18 protein-coding genes are annotated in these 20,537 nt (G+C 43.8%); 13 read left to right on the top strand and 5 right to left on the bottom strand.

Annotation, left to right across the window (positions count from 1 at the left end):
* The first annotated feature begins 31 nt into the window (after window positions 1-31).
* The 4 genes from AB4Z50_RS16375 to AB4Z50_RS16360 all read left to right on the top strand — a co-directional run bounded on the left by AB4Z50_RS16375 (window position 32) and on the right by AB4Z50_RS16360 (window position 5,273).
* Window positions 32-586, top strand: coding sequence for a glycerol-3-phosphate responsive antiterminator (locus AB4Z50_RS16375; protein WP_430063306.1), 555 nt, complete (start codon window positions 32-34; stop codon window positions 584-586).
* A 31-nt stretch (window positions 587-617) separates the two neighbouring features.
* Window positions 618-2,108 (top strand): glycerol kinase GlpK, encoded by a 1,491-nt coding sequence (glpK, locus tag AB4Z50_RS16370; RefSeq protein WP_441880680.1) that lies wholly within the window; start codon window positions 618-620, stop codon window positions 2,106-2,108.
* Window positions 2,109-2,294: 186 nt separating this feature from the next.
* Window positions 2,295-3,977 carry a glycerol-3-phosphate dehydrogenase/oxidase gene (locus AB4Z50_RS16365; RefSeq protein ID WP_441880678.1) on the top strand — a complete coding sequence of 561 codons (1,683 nt, stop codon included), beginning with the start codon at window positions 2,295-2,297 and terminating at the stop codon, window positions 3,975-3,977.
* 231 nt (window positions 3,978-4,208) lie between these two features.
* Window positions 4,209-5,273: a cation diffusion facilitator family transporter gene (locus AB4Z50_RS16360; protein ID WP_441880676.1), complete on the top strand. Its 1,065-nt coding sequence runs from the start codon at window positions 4,209-4,211 to the stop codon at window positions 5,271-5,273.
* A gap of 84 nt (window positions 5,274-5,357) precedes the next feature.
* Here the strand turns inward: AB4Z50_RS16360 and AB4Z50_RS16355 are convergent, their stop codons facing one another.
* The 3 genes from AB4Z50_RS16355 to AB4Z50_RS16345 form a co-directional block, all read right to left on the bottom strand.
* On the bottom strand, window positions 5,358-6,479 hold the full coding sequence (locus AB4Z50_RS16355; protein ID WP_441880674.1) for an ABC transporter permease: 1,122 nt from the start codon (window positions 6,477-6,479) through the stop codon (window positions 5,358-5,360).
* A 5-nt stretch (window positions 6,480-6,484) separates the two neighbouring features.
* Window positions 6,485-7,414: an ABC transporter ATP-binding protein gene (locus AB4Z50_RS16350; protein ID WP_441880672.1), complete on the bottom strand. Its 930-nt coding sequence runs from the start codon at window positions 7,412-7,414 to the stop codon at window positions 6,485-6,487.
* 241 nt (window positions 7,415-7,655) lie between these two features.
* Window positions 7,656-8,537 carry a LysR family transcriptional regulator gene (locus tag AB4Z50_RS16345; protein WP_441880671.1) on the bottom strand — a complete coding sequence of 294 codons (882 nt, stop codon included), beginning with the start codon at window positions 8,535-8,537 and terminating at the stop codon, window positions 7,656-7,658.
* Window positions 8,538-8,651: 114 nt separating this feature from the next.
* Here AB4Z50_RS16345 and AB4Z50_RS16340 point away from each other — a divergent pair, with 114 nt between their 5' ends.
* From AB4Z50_RS16340 to AB4Z50_RS16320, 5 genes are all read left to right on the top strand, one after another.
* Window positions 8,652-9,161: a GNAT family N-acetyltransferase gene (locus AB4Z50_RS16340; RefSeq protein ID WP_441880669.1), complete on the top strand. Its 510-nt coding sequence runs from the start codon at window positions 8,652-8,654 to the stop codon at window positions 9,159-9,161.
* Between the two features lie 98 nt (window positions 9,162-9,259).
* Window positions 9,260-9,592, top strand: a complete 333-nt coding sequence (locus AB4Z50_RS16335) for a hypothetical protein (protein WP_441880668.1) — start codon at window positions 9,260-9,262, stop codon at window positions 9,590-9,592.
* Window positions 9,593-9,717: 125 nt separating this feature from the next.
* Window positions 9,718-10,245, top strand: coding sequence for an RNA polymerase sigma factor (locus tag AB4Z50_RS16330; RefSeq protein WP_441880666.1), 528 nt, complete (start codon window positions 9,718-9,720; stop codon window positions 10,243-10,245).
* Window positions 10,211-11,257, top strand: coding sequence for a DUF4179 domain-containing protein (locus tag AB4Z50_RS16325; RefSeq protein ID WP_441880664.1), 1,047 nt, complete (start codon window positions 10,211-10,213; stop codon window positions 11,255-11,257). Before AB4Z50_RS16330 ends, AB4Z50_RS16325 begins: the two co-directional genes overlap by 35 nt.
* Before the next feature lie 184 nt (window positions 11,258-11,441).
* Entirely contained in the window at window positions 11,442-11,849 is a 408-nt protein-coding gene (locus AB4Z50_RS16320) for a GNAT family N-acetyltransferase (protein WP_441880662.1), read from the top strand.
* A 96-nt stretch (window positions 11,850-11,945) separates the two neighbouring features.
* On the opposite strand, the gene AB4Z50_RS16315 is transcribed toward AB4Z50_RS16320, so the two are convergent.
* A complete protein-coding gene (locus AB4Z50_RS16315; RefSeq protein ID WP_441880660.1) occupies window positions 11,946-12,818 on the bottom strand; it encodes a VOC family protein in 873 nt (290 codons plus the stop codon).
* Window positions 12,819-13,060: 242 nt separating this feature from the next.
* On the opposite strand from AB4Z50_RS16315, the gene AB4Z50_RS16310 reads away from it, so the two are divergent.
* Together AB4Z50_RS16310 and AB4Z50_RS16305 are read left to right on the top strand one after the other, a co-directional pair.
* A complete protein-coding gene (locus AB4Z50_RS16310) occupies window positions 13,061-13,528 on the top strand; it encodes a hypothetical protein (RefSeq protein WP_441880658.1) in 468 nt (155 codons plus the stop codon).
* Window positions 13,528-14,163, top strand: coding sequence for a hypothetical protein (locus tag AB4Z50_RS16305; protein ID WP_441880656.1), 636 nt, complete (start codon window positions 13,528-13,530; stop codon window positions 14,161-14,163). Before AB4Z50_RS16310 ends, AB4Z50_RS16305 begins: the two co-directional genes overlap by 1 nt.
* Window positions 14,164-14,216: 53 nt before the next feature.
* Here AB4Z50_RS16305 and AB4Z50_RS16300 read toward each other — a convergent pair whose 3' ends face one another.
* Window positions 14,217-15,401 (bottom strand): acyltransferase, encoded by a 1,185-nt coding sequence (locus tag AB4Z50_RS16300; protein ID WP_441880654.1) that lies wholly within the window; start codon window positions 15,399-15,401, stop codon window positions 14,217-14,219.
* Between the two features lie 302 nt (window positions 15,402-15,703).
* On the opposite strand from AB4Z50_RS16300, the gene AB4Z50_RS16295 reads away from it, so the two are divergent.
* The gene (locus tag AB4Z50_RS16295; RefSeq protein ID WP_441880652.1) at window positions 15,704-15,958 is read left to right on the top strand and encodes a hypothetical protein; all 255 of its coding nucleotides are present in this window, start codon (window positions 15,704-15,706) and stop codon (window positions 15,956-15,958) included.
* Between the two features lie 177 nt (window positions 15,959-16,135).
* A complete protein-coding gene (locus tag AB4Z50_RS16290; RefSeq protein WP_441880650.1) occupies window positions 16,136-20,521 on the top strand; it encodes a helix-turn-helix transcriptional regulator in 4,386 nt (1,461 codons plus the stop codon).
* Window positions 20,522-20,537: the final 16 nt, after the last annotated feature.

Genomic DNA, 20,537 nt, shown 5'->3' with positions numbered 1-20,537 from the left:
CAGGCATTCGAGCGGAGGTGGCAAGATGTCGATGTTGCTAAACGGGCAAAACGTATTGCCGGCAGTGCATAAGCTGAAGGATGTGGAAGCGGTGCTTGCCTCGCCTTTTTCATACATGGTGCTCCTTGGTGGGCATTTGGGGCAGTTAAAGCATATCGTTGATCTGGCGAGTCAGCATAACAAAAAGGTACTGCTGCATGCCGATTTGATCGATGGCTTGAAAAACGATGAATACGCGGCAGAGTTTCTTTGCCAGTCTATTAGGCCAGCAGGCATTATCTCGACGCGATCCAGCGTTATTGGTCGTACGAAGCAGAATGGACTGATTGCCATTCAGCGATTATTTCTTATTGATTCGGATGCTTTGGAGAGAAGTTATACGGTGCTTGACAAAAATCGTCCTGATTTCATTGAGGTACTGCCGGGTGTTATACCGGATATTATAAGTGAAGTGAAGCAGCGGAGCGGCATTCCCATTATAGCGGGAGGACTAATTCGTACGGAGGCGCATGTCAGCCAGGCGCTTGAAGCGGGAGCTTCGGCGATAACGACATCACGGAAAGAGCTGTGGAAGCTAGGAAAATAAGAGGAAGCTGAAAAGTGAAGGAGGGGTTCAAGTGGAAACGTATATGTTATCGCTCGATCAGGGCACAACCAGCACGCGCGCGCTGCTCGTGGATAAGAGTGGAACCATTGTAGATATAGCAAGAGAAGAGCTTCCGCTGTCTTACCCGCATGCAGGATGGGTAGAAGCAGATGCTAGGTTTATATGGCAGTCGACGAAAAAGGTAATGGCAGAGCTACTGGCCAAAACAGGCATTACCGCTGAGCAAATTGCTGGAATCGGAATTACGAATCAACGGGAAACAACCGTTGTCTGGGACAAAACGACGGGTCAACCGATTCATAACGCGATCGTATGGCAATCCCGCCAAACGGCGGAAATTAGTGATGGTCTTAAGAAAAGCGGCTATGAGCAACAGTTTCATGAGAAGACGGGACTGCTCATTGATGCTTATTTCTCAGGCACGAAGGTGAGCTGGCTGCTTGAGCATGTGGAGGGCGCACGCGAGCGTGCTGAGAAAGGCGAGCTGCTCTTTGGCACGATCGATACATGGCTGATCTGGAATTTAACCGGCGGACAAGTGCATGTAACAGATGTTTCGAATGCTTCTAGAACACTTATGTTCAACATCCATGAGCGGAGCTGGGACGATGAGCTTCTGCATATTTTGAACATTCCTAAAGCGATGCTGCCGGAGGTTCGATCTTCCTCTGAAGTTTACGGACATGTGGTTGATGAAATAGTCGGACGCAAAATTCCTGTTGCAGGAGCAGCTGGTGATCAGCAAGCAGCTTTGTTTGGTCAAAATGCTTATGCAGAAGGAAATACAAAAAACACATATGGTACGGGATGCTTCATGTTAATGAATACGGGCACCAAAGCAATCGTCTCCGAGAAGGGGCTGCTCACCACGATTGCGTGGGAGGTTGATGGCAAGCTGGAGTATGCGCTTGAAGGGAGCGTATTTGTGGCAGGTGCTGCGATTCAGTGGCTTAGAGATGGTCTAGAGCTTATTGAATCGGCTTCCGAGACGGAAGCTCTGGCGGAGCAGGTGGAGTCCTCGGACGGCGTTTATGTCGTGCCGGCATTTGTTGGACTCGGTACGCCGTATTGGAATAGCGATGTTAGAGGAGCCGTATTTGGACTCACGCGGGGGACATCCAAGGCACATTTTGTCCGTGCTGTATTAGAGTCGCTGGCTTACCAGACCAAAGATGTTCTCTCCGTTATGGAGGAGGAATCAGGTTTGCCGCTGGAGTCGCTTTGTGTAGACGGCGGAGCCGTTGCCAACAACATGCTTATGCAATTCCAAAGTGATCTGCTTGGCGTTCCCGTGGAGCGTCCAGTAGTAAATGAATCTACAGCACTTGGAGCTGCATATTTAGCCGGACTTGCGGTAGGCTTCTGGCAAAACCGCGAGGAGCTGGCTAAGCTGAGACAGGTAGATAAAGTATTTAAGCCTGCAATGGAAGAGGAGACACGTGCCGATTTATACAGCGGATGGCATCGTGCAGTCCGAGCGGCCATGGCTTTCGCGCAATAATTATGCTATACTGATGGCAAGTTAATAACGGTTGGAGATCAGGAGAAACCACGAGAACCACTTCCACACCCTTTTTAGGGATTGGGGAGCGGTTTAAGTGGTTTTTTTGTTTATTTAGATTCATTCATGAGTAATGAACTGTAAATGGCAGAACAATAATAAATAGACAATCGGGAGGAAATAATGATGACCATTCATAATAAAGAAATATTTGCTGCCCAAAATCGTGAGCAAGTACTGAAGCAGATGCAGCAATCACAGCTGGATGTACTCGTCATAGGCGGAGGAATTACTGGCGCGGGTATTGCGCTTGATGCTGCTGCGCGCGGTATGAAAGTGGCTTTAGTGGAGATGCAGGATTTTGCAGCTGGGACCTCTAGCCGTTCGACGAAGCTGGTCCATGGCGGTTTGCGTTACTTGAAGCAGCTAGAGATTGGTGTCGTAGCCGAGGTTGGCAAGGAGCGGGCAATCGTATATGAGAACGGGCCGCATGTTACGACACCGGAATGGATGCTGCTTCCGCTTTATAAGGGCGGCACCTTTGGTAAATTCTCAACATCGATTGGTTTGCGCGTTTACGATTTTCTAGCTGGCGTCAAACGAAAAGAGCGCCGGATGATGCTGAACGTAGAGGATACGCTGTTTAAGGAACCTCTTTTGAAGCGGGATGGCTTAAAGGGCAGTGGATATTATGTGGAATACCGTACCGATGATGCACGGCTGACGATAGAAGTGATGAAGAAGGCGGTAGAAACCGGCGCATTGTCGGTGAACTATGCCAAGGTAGAGACGCTTCGTTATGGCAAAGACGGTAAAATAACAGGCACGTTGGTTAAAGATATGATTAACGGCGCTGAATATGAGTTGAAGGCAACTAAAGTCATTAATGCTACGGGCCCTTGGGTCGATGATATTCGTCAAATTGATGGATCGAAGAAGGGGAAAACGCTCCGTCTGACAAAAGGCGTTCATGTGGTCTTCGACCAGAGTCGTTTCCCATTGCGCCAAGCCGTCTACTTCGATACGCCGGATGGCCGCATGGTATTCGCGATTCCGCGCGCGGGAAAAACGTACTTCGGTACGACGGATACCAACTATAAGGGCAATACGGTCAATCCAGTGATGACGCTGGAGGATCGCACTTATTTGCTGCAGGCTGTTAACTTTATGTTCCCAGATCTGAAGCTTGTAGAAGCAGATGTGGAATCCAGCTGGGCAGGCCTACGTCCGCTTATACAGCAAGAAGGAAAATCGCCTTCGGAAATATCGCGTCGTGATGAGATTTTTGTATCGGATTCCGGACTGATTTCGATTGCGGGCGGCAAGTTGACGGGTTATCGCAAGATGGCTGAAACCGTTGTTGATAAAGTAGTAGAACTGCTAGGGCAGGAGGGCGGCAGCAAAGCTTTTGCCAAAAGCGAGACCAAGACGATTACGATGTCAGGCGGGGATCTAGGCGGGTCAAAAGGTTTTGAGCCTTTTGTTCAGAAGAAATCAGCAGAGGGAGCACATTATGGCTTCAGCAAGGAAGAGTCTGCGTTTCTCTCGCAGCGTTATGGCTCAAACGTGGATCAGCTGTTCTCACTGGCGCAAAGCACAGGCGCTTGGGCGGAATCCTTTGAATTGCCGCTCATACTAGCGGTACAGCTTCGTTACGCCATAGAGGCGGAAATGACAGTGAAGCCAACCGATTTCTTTATTCGCCGCACAGGTGATTTGTTTTTCCGAATTGGATATGTTCAGCAGTGGAAAACACAGGTCATAGCCGCGATGGCGAATCGTCTTCAGTGGAACGATGAGCAGCGGACTGCTTATACATTGGAGCTGGAAGAAAAGCTGGTTGAAGCAGTAGAGCCACTGAAAGGCTAAGCTGCTTCGATATTCGTTAGATCAATGGAATCCGATAGAAATGGAGGTGCAAAGATGCGCCTCTTTTTTTGTGCGTAAAAGTTGTTGCAACATTAGCATAAATTACATATAATAAATTTAATAACATATGAGCATGTATTCATATGTTATAGAAATTCGATTGTATTCATGAAATAGTTGGTTTAGATGCAGACTAATAAAGTCTGTTGGAATGGATTGGGGGAGAGAATTATGAACGGATCACAAGGTGAGAAACTAGGGAAAAATTTAAAAACAGCAGCCATTGCGGAAAACCATCAACATGATCATGGAGATGGAGCATGCGACCATAACCATGAACAGAACGCACCTAAGCATTCGCATGGGAATCACAGCCATCACGGTCACCACCATGGTCACTCGCATGGTCATCATGGACATTCTCATGCTCCGAATAATAAAGCAGGACTGCTGATCGCACTTATTATTACAGCGGGTATTATGGTTCTGGAATTTGTAGGGGGACTTGTAACGAACTCGTTAGCGCTATTGTCTGATTCAGGGCATATGCTGAGCGATACGGCGGCACTGGCGTTAAGCTTGGCAGCAATGTGGATTGCCGTGCGTCCAGCTTCTTCTAACCGCACTTATGGATTTCATCGCTTTGAAATATTGGCAGCCTTGTTTAATGGCATTACACTGTTCGTTATCGCCGCGTTTATCATTGCGGAGGCAATCAAGCGGTTCGGTGAACCGCCGACCGTCGCGAGCGGGTCGATGATGATTATAGCTGGTATCGGTTTGCTGGCTAATATAGCAAGTGCATGGTTTCTTATGCGGAAGGCGGATGTGAAGGACAATCTAAATGTTCGGAGTGCATATCTTCATGTCATCGGAGATGCCATTGGTTCGGTAGGCGCGATCATTGCCGGCATTTTGATGTATTCATTTTCGTGGTATATCGCTGATCCAATCATTAGTGTAGTCGTTGCTCTTCTTATTTTGCGAAGCGCATGGGGAGTGATTAAATCAACCGTTCATATTCTGATGGAGGGAACGCCAGCTCATGTGAATGCTGAGCAGGTTAAAGAAGCACTGCTAGACATTCAAGGTGTCAAAGACGTTCACGATCTTCATATTTGGACAATAACTTCGGGAATAGACTCCTTAAGCTGCCATCTTATTGTTGAGGATGAGAAGGATTGCCAAGTCATTCTTCAGGAAGCGATTCAACATCTGGCCGACAGGTTCCAAATTGAACATTCGACGATTCAAATCGAGAAATCGCAATTGAAGCACTCTGCTTGCAAGGTATAGATCCGATTATCGTAAAATAGGGCTGTCACTTCAGTAGGATGATCTACTTTTGTGACAGCCCTATTTTTTAGCTTATGATTACGACTAGGCTGCTTCCACAGCTGATTTCGATTTATACACTTGGGAGCCGATTAAGAAGGACACAACGCCCCATGTGACCATAATGCCAATACCGATCCAGAATGAGGTTGAAACGATCCCGGAATTGTATATGAGACCATCCCGCATGCCCTCCACGAAGTAAGTAAGCGGCAAAATTTGTGCAATCGGCTGCAGCCAGTTTGGCATGATTTCGAGTGGGATAAATACACCGCTAAGAAACATCATGAGCATGCTGGTAATGTTGGATATCCCCATATAAGCTTCTATAGATTTACTGAAGGAAGAGAATAAATAACCCATCGCATTAAATACGAGTGCGCCTGCAAAGAAAGCAATAACTAAGCTTAATACATTAATATGAAGATTTGCGCCAAAACCGAATACGCCAATCAATGTTAAAATAATGATTTGAAAAACGCCGAGCAACAGCTTTACAATTACGCCTGCCAGCCCGTAAAGGCCCATTTTTGCTGGCGTCATGCGAAGCCGCTTCATCAGTCCCTTTCTGCGCATCTCAACTAGACTGACCATGCCGAACAGACCACCCTGCGCGAGTGTTAGACCGATCATGCCTGTCAGCAGGAAGTCCGCGTAATTCAAATCCTCGGAGCCTTGCGAAATGGATTGTCTAGTTAAGCTGAATGTTGGCGTAGCTTTGGCAACGGTCCAATTCGTCTGTTGAATAAATTGATCCAAAATGCCGGCAATAGCCTGGGTGGTAGCGCCTTGCTCATTGGCTTTGTTTACAACGAGCTGCATTGTCGTGGAGCTATCGGATTCAGGCAAAATAATGAGCGCATCGATATCTTGTTTCTCAATGAGCGTATTGCCGGCTTCCTTCGTGATTGGCTGCTCTTCTTTGAACTCGAATACCGGGATTTGGCGCAGCTGCTCAAGCAGCATGCTCGAATTAGCATTCGGCTGTGAATCAACAACGGCAATTGTAGCTTTAAAGCTATCGGGTGAGCCTCCGCCAAAAATGACCATAAACAATACCATTAAAATTATCGGAAAAAAGATGTTCCAAAACCATACTTGTTTTTCGCGAAACATCATTTTGACTTGGGCGCTAAACATTTTGGAAAATTGTTTGGTGCTGTTCATTTAACTTAATCCCTCCATTCCTTGCCGGTGAAGGCAATGAATACATCTTCCAGGCTCATTTCACGAATAGAGATTTGCTCGACGCGGAAGCCGCGATCCTTTGTAAATCCAAACAGCTCATACAATGTTTCTTCAGGCTGTGTCGTCCATAGCTGGAGCGAAGCGCCTTCGCGATTCGTTCGGACGACAGCATGGTGGAGTGTCGCGACTTTCTCAGTCTCAAGAGCTGCCTCAGCGCCATCAATAAAGGTAAGCCTGACCTCTCGTTCCTTCGTGAGCCGATCAATTAAAGCAGCTGGAGTATCTAAGGTGACGATTTTCCCTTGATCAACAATGCATACACGGTCACTCAGCTTTTCGGCCTCTTCCATGTAATGGGTAGTAAGGATGGTTGTTTTGCCTAGCTCCTTCAGCTTAAGAATAATGTCCCATATATTTCGTCTTGCCTGCGGATCAAGTCCTGTTGTAGGCTCATCTAAAAAAATGATCGTAGGGTCATTAATCATGGCGAGTCCAATGGCAAGCCGTTGTTTCTGTCCGCCGGAGAGCTTCCTAACCTGCTTGCTGCGCTGATCAGTGAGATTAATCATTTCGAGCACTTCTGCTGCTGGCCGGGATTTTGGATAAAAGGTAGCGAACAAATCTAGATTTTCTTCTACCGTCAATAAATCGAACAAAGCGCTGGATTGAGGCTGAACTCCGATGGACACCTTGATTTGTTCACTATTTTTTGTCCAATTTAGAGGACCAAATTCGATTTGGCCGGCATCAGGATTTTGCAGCCCTTCAATCATTTCAAGCGTAGTCGTTTTTCCTGCGCCGTTTGGACCGATGATGGTGAACACTTCTCCAGCCTCGACGGTGAAGCTAATGCCGGCTACAGCGCTGACTGATCCAAAGCTCTTTTGTAAATTACGCACTTCTAATACGGGCATTATGTAACCTCCTTTAGTTTTTGTGAAGCAAAAACTTACTTCGAAAGCATAAGCTTAGTTTTTGTGGAGCAAAAACTCACTTCGAAAGCATAAGCTTAGTTTTTGTAATGTAAGGTTTCCGATTTAATTGATCTGCTACAATAATTTTAACCGTATCCATTTTATGAGAGTACCGTCTTAAGCATGCTTCGGACTCGGTCTTAAGGCGGAGGCCGGAATGGTTTGGAGATTTTGAAAACGATCAGCGTGTTGAATCTCCTGTCGAAGCTAGAGGAACATCGAGCAATTGCAAGGCTAGTTTTACACTTGGATGGTCGCGATTGTCTGTTAAATAGAGAGCATAGGCCCTCGTAACTGGAAAAGGTAATTCGCAGCGCAGTTCATATAAACGGTGATCATCTAGAAAAGGCTGTGCAATAGATCGGGGAAGGAAGCCAAATCCTGCTCCTTGCAAAAGCAATGTGAGCATTATGGTGGAGTGGTCGGTTTCAAAAGTAGGCAGATAACCTTCCCCAACGATTGAGCGAAACCAATCTGGAAACGGATATCCCCACTCGATGTGACAATATTGTCCCGAAAAGAAGTCTGTTTTCGTAAACAAGTTAGAACTATTTTGAGAAGAAACAAGAATAATTTCGTCCTCAAATAGGAAATATTTAGTAACATTAGGGCGATCAAGAGGGTCGTACCGAATTGCTACTTGTACAACGCCATCGAGTAAAAGATCACGAATCATGTAGCTGGAATCGATGTAGCTCAGAAATTTAATAGCAGCCTTCGGGTGTGCTTGCCTAAACGAAACAATGTGCTGCAAATAATAGTAATGCCAAACAGAGCCAGGTCCGCTCATGACGATATAGTTTTCTAATCCTTCGGATAACGTTACCTTGCTTTCTTCAAACAGCAGCAGCATCCTCTCGGCATAAGGGAGGAAATGGATGCCTGCCTGCGTTAAGCTTACATTCCGATTATCTCTTAGAAACAGCGGCTTTCCGACGGATTGTTCCAGCGCTTTTATTCTTGCTGTAACAGCAGATTGCGAGATATGCAAATACTCTGCGGCTCTTGTGAAATTGCGAATTTTGCACACCGATAAGAAAGCCTCTAACTGTGGAATATCCATAGCTGCACCTCAACTAATTTGAAATATGAATCATTATAATCAAATAAATTCGTTATACAAATTATACTTCGTTCATTACTATTAAACTATACTCATGGTTTGGAGGAGATTTGGATGGCTAATGATGTGATAATTGAACAAATACAATCCATTGAAGAACATGTTAGCGGGCTGGCGGATCTGTTGGTGCAGGTCGTTGAAGATGGTGCTTCAATTGGCTTTTTACCCCCAATGAAGCTTTCTGATGCTGTAATGTATTGGGAGGCTGTGTTAAGTCCAGAGGTGATTTTATACGTTGCCAAAATCGATGATCGAATCGTTGGGAGCGTGCAGCTGCATCTATGTACGAAGCAAAATGGCGGGCATAGAGGGGAAATTGCAAAATTAATGACTCATCCAAACTATCGTCTTAGAGGAATTGGACGTTTACTTATGCAAAAGGCAGAAGGGCGAGCAAGACACGATGGCAGAACATTGTTAGTTCTCGATACGAGGGAGGGGGATCCTTCGAATATCCTGTATACTTCATTAAAGTACATTGAAGCCGGACGCATTCCTGGCTATGCACGATCTGCAGACGGTAAATTAGATGCAACGGTTTTCTATTACAAAATGCTGAATTAAATGATCTGTTAGATCAGGCAGCCTTCCAGAATAGAAATCATCACATAAATTCATATGGTACAATATGGATATTGTATCTGCGGAGGAGTTGATCTATTTTGGCAGTTAGAAAACCTTTTGGTTATGGATCACTTTCTATACTTTTTTTATTTTCGGGGTTTTTAATAAATTATAATTTTGGGAATGGTTTTATTTTAACTCACTATCTCTTTAACCTAATCGGATTAGCAGTATATTCAAACGGCACAGATGGTTTCAACTATCCCTTTTTAGCTTCCATGCCGTTTTGGTTAGCGACAATATTGGTTTCGAAAAGACATATTCATGATTTTGGAGCAGTCGTCAGCAAAAGAATTGGTGAACTCCTGCTTGCTATAAGCGTTGTAGTTACATTTATTTTTTTAATACTGCCAATATGGATTGAATTCTAATAAAATAAAGAACAAGGAGCAGTTTGCCGCATGGCAGGCTGCTCTTATTTCATGAAGCCATATAAAAAAAGTTCTTATAAGATATTTTTGAATGGTCGTTCGTGTTTTATATAGGAGGTGAATAAATGGACAACCAATCTATAAGTCGTACCCATAGTGAGTTTTCTGAAATGTATGAGCGGAATATCGATATGGTGTACAGATTATGTTTCATCCTATTGAAAAATACGATGGATGCGGATGACGCTGTTCAGTCTGTATTTTTAAAGCTATTCAAGCACAACAAAACCTTTAATGACCGCGAGCATGAAAAAGCATGGCTTATTGTGACGACCAAAAATACCTGTAAGGACGTATTAAAAAGCTGGTGGAGATCTCGCCGGGTTGATGTAGACGTTTTGCCGGAAAAAACATACTGGGAAAACAATGAGCAGCAGAGGGATATACTCGAGAAATTGCTGCGGCTTCCTGAAAAATACAGAACGGTGTTATACCTCTACTATGTGGAGGATTATTCTGTAAAAGAAATATCAAAACTACTAGATCGAAAAGAGAGCACGCTGCAAACACAATTATCCAAAGGACGAACACGCCTGAAGGCTGATTTGGGAGGGATATATGTTGACGGAAAACCAGTTCAAGGGCATATTTGAAACCATAAAGCCTAAGAAGGAACATAAGGACAAGCTATTACATGACATAATTGTAAAAATTGAATCGGAAACCGTGGATAAAAGAATACCAACATCATGGAGACGTGCAAGATCAGCGATGCTGGCAGCAGCGGTTATGATCTGTTTGCTAACAACCACTGCTTTTGCAGCAAGCTATATGGGCCTCGATATGAAATTTTTGAACTTTCTAAACCCGTTGAATGACGAACAGGAGCTGTATTTGGAAAACGGCGCTCAATTGGTCAACAAAAAAGCGGTAAACGAGAATGGAACAATTGAAGTTAAACAGATTATCGGAGACAGCAATTTGATATATGTTCTTTTGGACTTCACCGCGCCGGAAGGTACCGTTCTAGATGCCAAAAGGTATCGTTTTGTGACACATTTAAGTTTTGACCATATGAGTACCAATAGCTCCTCAACCGGTTACACCTTATTGGACGATGAGAATCCAAGCGATAATAAAATCAGTCTAATGATGAGTTATTTAACGAAGAATAGAACAATCGCAGGAAGTCCTGTTACTTTGATGCTTAGTCATTTAGAGGCGGCAGATGTTTATCCCGATATATTTGAAAAAGTAAATCCAGGTTCATGGAAAATTAAATTCAATTTGGACTATAAGGATATGTCAACAACGTATCAGATTGATCAGGGCATATCATTATATAACTACGGAGCAACACTATCATCTATTTCTATCTCGCCCATTTCCGTTACAATAAAAGTAGACAGTGCGCATACCAAAGAGATTTCTGAGGCAGCGAGCCGCTCCTCGCGGGAAATAGGGTTAAACGAGTATGCGGATCATTATCCGATCACCATACATTACAAAGATGGAACATCGGAGACAACGGCTGTTTTTAAGGGGATGTCCTCAGGGGATCTTATAACTAACACCATAACGATTGTGAAGCCATTTACCCCCATTATTAATGATAAAGAAATAAAAGCTGTCGAATTTTTTGATAAGGTCATTCCGATGGACTAATTCGATTCTTGTGCGATTTGAGGAACTGCATGTATGCAGTTCCTCTTTTCTTAGTTGATGGTATGGACTGGTTACAGAAGAAGCTGTTAACCTGCATTGTATTGACAAGAAATATAAATAAAATTAATCTGAATATATATTAATTTGTATGTATAAAAATACAGCGTGAAAAGAGGCCATCAACTTGAATCATCTATATAAAGAGTTTCTAATTAGTGATGACAAGTCACTTATTAATATGGATACCGTTTGCAAATTTTTATCAAGGAGCCATTGGGCAAACCAAAGGCCAGCGGAAACGATTCATAAATCCATTCAAAATTCAGTTTGTTTTGGCATCTACGATAATAAAAGGCAGGTTGGATTCGCTCGAATTGTAACGGATTGGGCAACGATTTATTATTTGTGTGATGTTTTTATTGATGAAGAATATAGAGGTAGAGGGCTCGGAAAGAAGTTAGTTGAATACATTACCAAAGAATTCGAAGGGATTGGCGGCATACTGCGAACGCATGATGCTCATGAATTGTATGAACAGTATGGATTTATAAAAGATACTGAACGATTTATGAATCGCCTATTGAAAAGATAGTTTAGGGGTGAACAAACCAAAGGCAGTCTAAGACATGATTTGATGTCCTAGTCTGCCTTTGTTATTTGAATCAGCTCTGCTCACTAGAATAAACAATTAATCCGATTTTACAGTCGCGTGAATTTCAATGCCGGAAGCGTCATGTACAACGAACGCGTTTCCTTGCTCCGCAGCTTCAACACCGTCGCTGCGCAGATGCTCGAGCCAAGCTTCACGAGAAGTTGAAGTTGGGAAAACAATCGTATAATAAGATAAGCCAACCGTATTGGCTGACGGCAAGGTAGCACCTGCGCCTGCCCAAATGTTCATGCCGATATGGTGATGGTATCCGCCAGCCGAGACGAATACAGCAGCCATTTGCGCATAATCGCCAACAACATCAAAGCCTAGCTTGCCTTCATAAAACGCGCGCGACTTCCTAAGGTCGCCTACGTGAAGATGGATATGTCCAATAACGGTTCCTTGCGAAAGACCGCTCCATTCTAGACCATCACTCTGAGTAAGCAGATCTTCCCAATCAAGCGGGTCTGTTGCCATCACATAATTGCCCTCGGCATCTCGCTTCCACTCTTCACGCGGACGATCCGCGTAAATTTCGATGCCGTTATGATCCGGATCTGAAATATAAAGCGCCTCGCTTACCAAATGGTCAGCCTGCCCAATATGAATGCCGCTTGTGATCAAGTTGCGGAGCGCAAGCGATAAGGAGCGACGATCCGGCAGCAGAATTGCAAAATGGTACAAACCAGCATGAGAGCGTTTTTGCGGCACAACGGCATTCGGTACTTCCTCTAGAATGAGCAGCGTATGTTTCCCATCAGCAGTGAACGCTGCAACACGATGTATTTCATCATGCTGCAAAACCTTTAGCCCGACAACTTCCGTATAAAAAAGGATTGAACGCTCGAGATTGCTTACCTTAAGCTTTACTTCTCCCAGTGAAATTTGTTCATCCAAAAATGTCGACATGATTAATCCTCCTTGAAGTATATATGGTTGTGATACTTGATTGCTTTAAATAAACTGCATCTAAAGCATAGTCCTTTACGTCTATATCATGTACAATATTGGAAAATGTAACCAACAAGCATTAAGGCTGCTATAAGCTCAAATCGTATGAAGTAGGTTTATAATAGCATATCAATTATAAAAATTAAAGTAGCTTATTAAAAGTAATCAACTTATAGTATTTTAATCAAAAGGAGGTTGGAATGAGAAAAATATTACGAAGGGTAGAGTGGGTGCTGCTTATTGTTATTGGAGGTTTTGCGCTGCTTTTTGCGCTTCCTTCAATTGATTTGTTTGATCATAATGCTGAGCTGAGCGAGGCTAAGAAGAAGGGTTTTTATTATAAGGTGGATGCAGATAAGCAAACCTATTTCAACAAAGAGATAAGTATTGACGGCGTTGTTTATGGGGAAGGGAAGCTGACTGTTTATTTATCTTCAAAACGTTTTTTTTCGGTGCCGCAACTGCCTAATACCATTCAAATAAAAACAGATGCCAATGAGGTGCTTCAGTATCAATCTTCAGGTGCATCCATGCGGCTTTATCGATCAAATGGTCAATTTACGTTTACTAACGTGCCGCCTAATCTGAAAAGCGTCACTGTATTTAATGAAGCTTATGGCGAGTCCTTTTCCTTTTATATTCCACTTGAAAGGGGGAAGGCAGACTAATGCAGACAACTACAAAAATAATTTTCGGACACTTGATCCGTTGGTTATTGATTCTTCTGGCTTGCTCCATCATCTATTCTGCGCTTTTCGCACAAAGCTCTATTCGTGTGGAGAAAGTAGCACAGCATGCACTGGATATGATGGAGTCTCCTTACGCTCCTATTTCCTTAAAATCAAAGACAGGCCAAGGCTATGAGCTGTTGCTAATCGTTGATCATAAACATGAGCTCCAACATCAATTGTTCGTGAAACGTTCGCTTGGATTTTTCTGGAGCTCCCGCGGCGGTGGATTTGGAATGAAGCTGGACCCGCAAATCTTACTCAGCTTTCGGACGGGCATGTCTACTTTTGGCAAGTATCGTCATTATTATGCTGTTGGTCAACTGAATGATCCGAATATAAGCAGGGTGCAAATTGCATGGTGGGATGGATATGAGCAGGATGCGCTTATGAAAGACGGGGGATATCTTGCTGGGCGTTCTATTCGCAGCTCTACTAAAGAGCAGTCGGCTTCCAGGACGAATAAGGTGTATGCCTATGATGCAAACGGGCAATTATTATATGAGCTAAATGATGAGCAGCGGGAGATTAAAGCGGATGCGAAATCAGAAACGGAAATGAAGGAAGCAATTTAATAGAAGAGCCGTCCGCGCTTTCTTTGGAAGCGATCGAACGGCTCTTTTTTTTATTATCCTTGAATACTTGGCTGTATTGGAGAAGCAGGCTGTTTCTTCTTAGTTGGAAGCGGACCAAACAGCAGCCAGTGCCATTTGAATGGTGCGCTAAGTGCCATGATAGCCCAAGGAATAACGAGTGCGAGCAGGAAGCCGCCGGCCACCCAAACATGGAACAGAATTGGAGAGCCGCTGGCATTCGTCTGGCGGTATAAATACAGAATTAAGGGATGGACCAAATATATGCCAAAGGATGTGGCACCGATATGTATAAGAGCTTTGACGACCATCTTGTTCCATGATGTATAAATCCAGAAGGAAACTTGAAGCAGCACAATAGCAGCCGTAACGCAACGCACCTCATCTATCAGTTCTAATAGACTTGTGTTTATAACAGATAGCCCAGTTAACCGTTTCTCGTAATAAAAGTAGACCATAGTCATATTTGACGATAAGAATAGTGCCCACAGCACAAGCGATGCTGCAATTTTTGCCGGAGTAGCGCTTTTTCTTGTGAGATTAACCCATTCAGCGAATTTCTCATAATAAATACCGATAAATGCACCTGCTGTAAAATAAAGCATATACGTAAACGCATAGCTGCCGGGGCTAACCACATGATATTCCCGGACAATGATAAAAATAAATAACCATTGCACCAGCAAACCGATCCAGACGATATGCCGGCTGGATTTTCGAAACCGATTAACGGCGTACAGCATTAGTGGTGATATTGCATAAAATTGAATAATAATAACGACAAAATAAAGATGGACATAGGTTTTTCCAAAAATAAGCATTTTGAGAAATTTAGTCGTTGTAAAGTAACCGATAAAGGTCTGCAGGTCACTAAATCCGTAAGCTGCCAGTCTCGTAAAGGCGAAATAGAGGAACGAAAATAATATAAAAGGAATCAATACTTTAGATATTCGTTTTTTGTAAAACTGCCCAATTGCTGTTGCTGTGAAGGGTTTATTGTAGTAGTTGTAAAACAGGACGAAGCCGCTTAGAAAGATGAAGACGGGCACTGCGAATTTGGTAAATGTGTTTAGAAAGACATAAAGAGGATATAGCGTAGCCTTGTGATCGTAGTTAGCTACGACCGCTGATGTTGCGTGAATCATGATGACCGCTAAAATACCGAATGCTCTAAAAATGTCTAGCGCAGGTAAATATGGTCTTTTTGCTAATTGTGCCATTAAAATCCCCTTATTTTTATAAGATACTAGCTTGTGTTAAGAGGCTATGAGGAAACCTCTATTCGTTATTATAAGGTTAGTCCCAGTTTCAGCCAATACTTTTATTTTTGCATCGGATTACAGAAGAAAGAGCCTCTTCCTAACGCTGAAAGAGGCTTTTTGTGCTTTGGTTTACAGCCATCAGGTTGAACAGAAATAATCATCAAAAATAATAATTAGTAATAACAAGCAAGGTTCTGGATTATAAACTGGAAGCCTATAACAGGGAAATCTATCATTCCGTAACCAAAGATGACAAGCATATGTATGTGAAGCTGGTTAATGCAGACGGTGTGGAGAAAGCAGTGAAGCTTGATTTTAAAGGGGTAAATGCAGCTTCTACGGGTAAATGGGTCATATTAACGGGTGATGCTTCACTTGTTCATGTTCCGAATGTGAACAAAAAGAACGATGAGAAAATAACCCCAATGGAAGCTGAAATAAAAATCGAGAATAATACTGCCATAATAAATTTGGCAGCCAATTCCGTGAATGTTATTATAGTGAGCCTAATATAATCGAGAAAAACACTTTATCATTGAGCCTCAGAGACTAGTCTCTGAGGCTCTTTTATTGGCAACCAGACCTATTTGTAATTCTTATTCATTACTTGACTGAACAGTGATAAACTGTGGAATAGCCTTTAACGTTTTGGAAAAGTAGCATTGCACGGATAAGATGGAGGACTGGATAACATGTTGCTTGCAAATAATGTTAAGTTAAAGGAATTGCTGAACGGAAATAAAATGGATACACCCTCCTTTTTACATATAGCGATCGCGCTGACTGAATCCGTACATAAGGCTCATAAGCAAAACCTACTAATCGGTCATTTGAATCCAGCAGGGATACTCATTCAATCGGAAATAAATACTGTTGTGCTCACAGACGAAAGAATAACAGATTACGCCTACCTATCTCCTGAACAAACAGGCAGAATCAACCGTAAAGCTGACGAACGAAGCGATTTGTATGCAATCGGCATGATATTTTATCACATGCTCGCAGGTCGTCTGCCCTTTCAAGCTCAGAATAGGGAAGAATGGCTGCATGCCCATCTTGCGATTGTGCCAATGCCTTTGCGTGAGGTGCGTTTGGAGCTGGAGGATTCTCTCGAAAATATAATTATGAAGCTGTTGTCGAAGAGGCCAGAAGACCGCTATCAGAGTGCTTTTGGATTGCTGTTTGATTTGAAAAGCTGTGCTTCTTCTATGGAGAAAAAAGGAGAGATCATCCCTTTCGAAATCGCTCGTGTCGATGAGGCTAGTCGGTTTCAGCTGCCAAAAACTCTTTTTGGTCGTGAAATGGAAGGAAGGGCGCTCCGCGAGGCTTTTCAACAGGCGCAAGCCGGCGTGTCTTCGTTCGTATTCGTTAGCGGAAGTGCAGGCAGTGGAAAAACCGCGCTTATTCGAGAGCTTCAGGTGCTGGCTAGAAAAGAAGGCAGTCTGTTCATTGGAGGAAAATGTGATCTGATGAATCGTGACGTTCCTCTCTCGCCGCTCTTGCAGGCTCTGCGGAGCTTGATTCGGCAAATATACAGCCAGTCCCCTGAACGAATGGCAAAGCTGAAGTTACAGTTGGAAGAGGCATTAGGTCAAGGAGCAGCTGTTATCGTACAGCTGCTGCCAGAAGCAGCTAAGCTTTTTGGCGAACTTCCGTCTGTGGAGCCGCTGCCTCCTGCCGAAGCGGCTATTCGGTTTCATCGCTTGATTCCTCTTTTTATGAATATATTTGCTGAAAAGGAACATCCTCTCCTTATTTTTCTAGACGATCTACAATGGGCAGACCCAGCTACGTTGGATGTCCTTCGTTCGCTTGCCCATGCTCCCAATCGATTAAACTTACTAGTAATAGGAACGTTAAGAGTAGAAACGGCTTCTGGCTGCTCGGACAACGGAGCAAATCAAGGTGAAGCAGCCGTATGGATGGAGAACACACTTCACTTGCAGCATGCAAGCTCATCCATACCCGTACAGCATATCGCCCTCGAAGCGCTGACCTATTTGGATGTAAGACAAGTCCTTTCGCATGTTTTTAACGAAAATTCGGCTCGTGTACGAACACTTGCAGAGGTGCTATATCATCGAACAGGCGGTAATCCACTATTCGTACATCGTCTTCTAGACAGCCTGTATCGTGAGAATAAGCTTTATTATGATGAGGAAGCTGCGATTTGGAATTGGGACGCTGCGGCAGTTACACAGTTACCGGAACATCCTGACATTCTTCATTTAATCGGGACCCGTATTCGTATGCTTTCACCGGATATGATTGAGCTGCTTGCCATAGGTGCAGCGATTGGTCATCGTTTTCATTCCTCTACGATCGCTTTAGTAAGCGGCCGCTCTCCGCTTCATACACTTCAGCTTTTACGTTTAGTAGAGGAAGAGGGTTTATTAAGTAGAGAAATTGAAATGGATGATGCAGCAGCGGATGAAGGTTATTATACATTTATGCATGACCGTGTGCAGCAGGCAGCTTATATGACTATTACCGAAGCGGAAAAATCGAGCTTGCATCTGACCATCGGCCGTGTGCTACGCGACCATTCATTAGAAGAGCGTGAACACTCCATTTATGATATGGTGTATCACTTGAATATGGGCAGCGATAAGCTGGTAAATGAAGCAGAAAAGATGGAGCTAGCTGAATATAACTATCAGGCAGGTTTGAAATCGAAGGCAGCAACAGCATTTGCGGCTGCTCTGAACTTTTTTGAAAAAGGCTTGCAGCTTGCGGGGGATGATTGGAGGAGTACGAGCTCACTAGCCTATCGTCTGATGCTGGAGCTGCCTGAATGTGAATTTATGTGCCGTCGCATAGACAAGGCAGAAGCTCTGCTCGAACAATTGATGTCCTGTACTACGGACTTGGTGGAGCGCTCTCAGATTTACCTGAAACGCATAGCCATGTATTCGTACTTGAAGAATGACGAGCTTGCTGTCCATATTGGAAAGCAGGCGCTGGCGGAATTTGGCTGGATTTTTTCTAGTGAGCCCTCTAAAGCTGTCATCGTAAAGGAATTGATCATGACGCAAGGTGCATTATTTAGTATGCGGCATGAGATTATGAATTTACCGATTAATCGTAATCCTGAGTATAAAGCCTTGTCGGACTTGGTCATGGCGATATCTTCTTCTGTATTTACATTAAGCCTTGAACTGTCTGCTGTACTTTTCTCGAGGTTCATTCGCTATGCTCTAAAGCATGGAAGCAACGAAGCGTTCGCTTTTATGCTTGCTGGCTATGGCATGATTATTTTTAAAATTTCTTTCTATCATACGGGACCTCAATATATAGATTTGGCATTTAAGCTATCAGCCTCCTTTGAAAGCTCGGATTTGCGAAGCAGACTGCACTATATTAAGGGGCTTGTTGGGCTGCAGCAGAATCCTGAAGCAAGCGTCAAGCATTTTGAGCAATCGATTTACTATGGGATGGAATCGATTAATCTGTCCTATGTAAGTATCGCTATGCTAACCTCTACGACCACTCATACGGGTGATTTGCATACACTTACTGCACGGATTTCGAATTATGAAGAAATTTCACAGCAGCTCTTGGATGAAGTCACAGTTAATATCTTTCGCATTGCGAGGTGGTATGTGGCACAAATGCAGGATGGAGCGGGTGGATACGATGAAGTCGTAGTGCCGGTGCTGAAGGATCGATTCGAGGAGAAGCTGAATAATGAGGTTTATTATACTTGTACCAGTCAGATAGAAATTGCTTATTTGTTCGGACGCTATCAAGATGCCTTGGAATGGGTAGAGAAGGGCAAATTCAACACATATCGTCAAACCCGGATGCAAGTGCGCAAACAGCATATTTACCATTCCCTGACGCTTGCTGCCATGTATGCGGAGGCAGCGGTGGATGAGCAAAAGGGCATTCGCGCAAAGCTTAACAAGCAATTGCGCAGCATGAGACAATGGACGGGATATTACGGGAATGAATCTTCAGCATATTTGCTCATAACAGCTGAGCTCCACCGTATTGATGGTGACCGAGTGAATGCAGCCAAAGGATTTGAGGGAGCGACCCGAGAAGCTCGAAGAGAAGGAAATGGGCTAATGGAGGCTATTTCTTGTGAGCGTGCTTCAATCTTCTATAGGGAAGCTGGGAGTATTACCGGAGCGGATGTTCTGATTGCAGATGCCTGCGCTGCTTATTCAAGATGGGGGGCAACTGCTAAAGCAAAAAGACTGATGGAGTCAAATTCCAAGCTGAAATTAGCTATGGCGGAACTACAAACAGAAAGCGTGGCTGCCACTGAGGAAATTGGACAAGTAAGCACTATCCGTGAAACCACACCAATGTTCGTTGATGAAAAGGCGTTTATACGGCAAATTACAGATTGGTCAAGAAAGGCAGATGACTCTAATGTAATGAGCCAATTCCTGGAGTCGGCACTTCGGTATTCCGGTGCGGAAAAGGGATATGTGCTGGAGAGCCATGAAGAGGTTTTCACCATTGCAGATCAGGCTGGCACTAGGAATGAGAGTGATGGAGAGGTTTCGTACGCGGAGGCTATTGTCCGTTATGTGGTTAAGACAGGTGATTCTGTTGTGCTTGCAAATGCTTCACGCAGCTCATACGCAGCTGATCCCTATATCACTCGCAGTAAGTCTCAGTCTGTTCTTTGTATGCCGGTTTCCTTTCCAGGAACATCATCGCAATCTGTCCTTTATTTGGAGAATAATCTGATCTCCGATGTATTTACGAAGGAGAGGCTGGAAGTGCTGGATCTTATGATTGCACGGATGGTTTATTTGAAATCGTCAGAGGAATTCCTAATTCAAAGCAGTGCGTCTGCGTCTAGTAGCGATTCGGAGTACAGTCCTCTAGATATCGCTGCCAATGCTGCACAGCCGCAGCCGTTAGTTGAACTGCTGACAAACCGTGAAGCAGAGATTTTGTATGCTTTAACCGATGGATTGTCGAATAAGGAAATCGCCTATCGTTTTGGATTAAAGGAAAGCACCGTGAAAAGTTATGTATTCCATCTATACGGAAAACTAGGCGTGAAACGGCGCAGTCAGGCCATTGCGCGTGCAAAAGAATTAGAGCTGGTTACTTAGTTGTATGGGATAGGCA

Source organism: Paenibacillus sp. 2TAB26 (assembly GCF_052115145.1).
GTDB lineage: Bacteria > Bacillota > Bacilli > Paenibacillales > Paenibacillaceae > Pristimantibacillus.
This window is presented reverse-complemented; position numbering and strand designations above follow the sequence as displayed.

Bases quoted from the DNA above. Each gene is read 5' to 3' on its own strand.
- AB4Z50_RS16305 (WP_441880656.1), top strand. From the start codon at position 13,528: ATGCAGACAACTACAAAAATAATTTTCGGACACTTGATCCGTTGGTTA.
- AB4Z50_RS16355 (WP_441880674.1), bottom strand. From the start codon at position 6,479: ATGAACAGCACCAAACAATTTTCCAAAATGTTTAGCGCCCAAGTCAAA.
- AB4Z50_RS16310 (WP_441880658.1), top strand. From the start codon at position 13,061: ATGAGAAAAATATTACGAAGGGTAGAGTGGGTGCTGCTTATTGTTATT.
- AB4Z50_RS16315 (WP_441880660.1), bottom strand. From the start codon at position 12,818: ATGTCGACATTTTTGGATGAACAAATTTCACTGGGAGAAGTAAAGCTT.
- AB4Z50_RS16290 (WP_441880650.1), top strand. From the start codon at position 16,136: ATGTTGCTTGCAAATAATGTTAAGTTAAAGGAATTGCTGAACGGAAAT.
- AB4Z50_RS16345 (WP_441880671.1), bottom strand. From the start codon at position 8,537: ATGGATATTCCACAGTTAGAGGCTTTCTTATCGGTGTGCAAAATTCGC.
- AB4Z50_RS16325 (WP_441880664.1), top strand. From the start codon at position 10,211: ATGTTGACGGAAAACCAGTTCAAGGGCATATTTGAAACCATAAAGCCT.
- AB4Z50_RS16340 (WP_441880669.1), top strand. From the start codon at position 8,652: ATGGCTAATGATGTGATAATTGAACAAATACAATCCATTGAAGAACAT.
- AB4Z50_RS16350 (WP_441880672.1), bottom strand. From the start codon at position 7,414: ATGCCCGTATTAGAAGTGCGTAATTTACAAAAGAGCTTTGGATCAGTC.
- AB4Z50_RS16375 (WP_430063306.1), top strand. From the start codon at position 32: ATGTTGCTAAACGGGCAAAACGTATTGCCGGCAGTGCATAAGCTGAAG.
- AB4Z50_RS16300 (WP_441880654.1), bottom strand. From the start codon at position 15,401: ATGGCACAATTAGCAAAAAGACCATATTTACCTGCGCTAGACATTTTT.
- AB4Z50_RS16365 (WP_441880678.1), top strand. From the start codon at position 2,295: ATGACCATTCATAATAAAGAAATATTTGCTGCCCAAAATCGTGAGCAA.
- AB4Z50_RS16295 (WP_441880652.1), top strand. From the start codon at position 15,704: ATGTATGTGAAGCTGGTTAATGCAGACGGTGTGGAGAAAGCAGTGAAG.
- AB4Z50_RS16330 (WP_441880666.1), top strand. From the start codon at position 9,718: ATGGACAACCAATCTATAAGTCGTACCCATAGTGAGTTTTCTGAAATG.
- AB4Z50_RS16360 (WP_441880676.1), top strand. From the start codon at position 4,209: ATGAACGGATCACAAGGTGAGAAACTAGGGAAAAATTTAAAAACAGCA.